Annotated in this window: 2 protein-coding genes; both read right to left on the minus strand. The window is 36.8% G+C overall.

What is annotated here, in order from left to right; translation table 11 throughout:
* Positions 1-144 precede the first annotated feature (144 nt).
* Positions 145-489: a hypothetical protein gene (locus V7077_RS12950; protein ID WP_335502117.1), complete on the minus strand. Its 345-nt coding sequence runs from the start codon at positions 487-489 to the stop codon at positions 145-147.
* An 830-nt stretch (positions 490-1,319) separates the two neighbouring features.
* Entirely contained in the window at positions 1,320-2,039 is a 720-nt protein-coding gene (locus V7077_RS12955; protein ID WP_335502119.1) for a YebC/PmpR family DNA-binding transcriptional regulator, read from the minus strand.
* Positions 2,040-2,275: the final 236 nt, after the last annotated feature.

Below are 2,275 nucleotides of genomic sequence, written 5' to 3' on the forward strand. Positions count from 1 at the left end.
GCGCCTGTGGGGTCTCCCCAGCCCCGTACTCCCGCAGGAGTCTTCGCCGCCTTCCGCTCCAATCAACGTGCTAAAAATTAACAACATCCTTTATCACAGCCTACATTTAAAAAGAGTGACCGTAAAGCCACTCTTGACTAATTTTTAATCAACAAGTAATTTATCTTCTTGTTCGTCCCACTTCGCAAATAATGATTGGAGCTCAGCTCCTTTGTAGGCACCCACCACCCTAACATTCCTATGTACTAACTGTACACCAACCATCACTGAGACAAACTCGTCTTCTGCTCGTAGTTGAGCAACAGTTTCCTTGTCCCCCGTGATAAGGACAAAGCCGTTTAGATCACTACCATGTGGCTCAAGAGCTACTACCTCAAAGTGGTCAATCTTTCCTTCTTGTTGCAGCCGTATACAGTATTGCATTGCATTGGTGAGCGTAGACTGTGCAGCCTTCTCACGCCCTGGGATGATTTCACCCCAACCAACCATCAACGAACCTTTTGCCATATTAACTCTCCTTTTAAAACAAAGTGGAATGTCTATATCATTATTATTATAGTAGTTTAAAACAATCTAATATGTCAATATTTAGTATAAAATATAATATATTCCATTCAACATCCCAGATAGAGTAAAACTAATTAACCCACTCAAACCTAATCATAGTAGGCAATGGTTTATTATAAACACCTTTCGGATACTGTTCGTGAAGATTTTAAAGAGCACATTTTTTGTGCTCTTTTTTCTTTTTAGCCTCAGTAAGGCTAGGACTTAAATCACAGAAAATTAATCGATGTATTCCCTAAGAAATTAGCTGAACGAAACCATAAACCCAAGTAGTTTAGGAAACCAGACGTTAGCCCTTGCTTTATTATTAAACAAGGCGAATGCTTATATACTGTTTAGAATGTTACCATGCGTTTAAATTCTTGAAGGTTTAAGGTTCTAATTATGACTTATGGTTCTTTCATAAATTTAACTGAAAGGATTGGATTACTCTTTTCAGGAAGATATACTTCTTCCACCATTAATCTAAAAAACAAGCCTAAACACTTTTGAATGTTATATATGTAAATATATTTTTTTCTAAATCATAAAGAAATTCTTTGTAAAGCTCGTTTAATTATACAAAAAACCCACCTTTAATATGAATTTCTCATACTAAAAGTGGGTTTAACGTTTGTTACTGTAATTAATAGTATCTTTTTTTTAGTATATCACTCTTCGTAAATCTTAGGTTTTACTCACAGTGACCAAATTTTTATGCTGACTATCTAAAGAATCCAATTATGGCGCACTCTAGAAGCCTGTTTACTTGTTTATTCACCAAGATCAACGTTGTGGTATACCCGCTGAACATCCTCTAAATCTTCTAATACATCGATCATTTTCTCAAATTTGGCTAATGCTTCACCATCAAGAGTAATCTCATTTTGTGGAAGCATGGTTAATTCTGCTACAGTAAATTCAGTAATACCTGCTTGTTTGAAGGCTTCTTGAACGGCATGGAATTGATCTGGCTCCGCGTAAACAATCACTTGTTCATCTTCATCCGCAATATCACGTACGTCTACATCTGCTTCCATTAACAATTCAAGGACATCATCGGACGATTTACCTTCAATACCAATTACAGCTGTCGCATCAAACATATAGGAAACGGAACCGCTGACTCCCATGTTACCGCCGTTTTTCCCGAAAGCTGCCCGCACATCTGCCGCAGTACGATTGACGTTATTTGTTAAGGCATCCACAATCACCATCGAGCCGCTTGGTCCAAAGCCTTCATAACGAAGTTCTGTATAGCTTTCTTCAGAACCCCCTTTAGCTTTTTCAATCGCACGGTCAATAATGTGTCTTGGCACATTATAAGTTTTTGCACGTTCTAGGACAAATTTTAATGCTTGGTTAGATTCAGGATTCGGTTCGCCGCTACGTGCTGCAACATAAATTTCAACGCCAAATTTTGCGTATATACGGCTCGTATTCGCATCCTTTGAAGCTTTCTTTTCTTTAATATTATTCCATTTACGACCCATTTCTGAACACTCTCTTTCCAATTTGAATCTTCTAAAATGCTTAAAATGAAAAATGGTCTTTTTCAATATAACGATTTTGAAGTTCATACAATTTATACTGACTAGAAAACAAGAACTGTTTTCATGCACAAATAATATTATACATTAAATGTTGCATTTGTTAAGTATCCTGTTAGTTAAAACGCTAAAAAAGACCATTCAGCGGGAGAATGGTCTGTTAAAATTAGGCTGTGTTA

This window comes from Neobacillus vireti, assembly GCF_036962465.1.
GTDB classification, from domain to species: domain Bacteria; phylum Bacillota; class Bacilli; order Bacillales; family Cytobacillaceae; genus Neobacillus; species Neobacillus vireti_B.

Excerpts from the sequence above, each read along its gene's own strand:
- V7077_RS12950 (WP_335502117.1), bottom strand. The coding sequence starts at position 489 with ATGGTTGGTTGGGGTGAAATCATCCCAGGGCGTGAGAAGGCTGCACAG.
- V7077_RS12955 (WP_335502119.1), bottom strand. The coding sequence starts at position 2,039 with ATGGGTCGTAAATGGAATAATATTAAAGAAAAGAAAGCTTCAAAGGAT.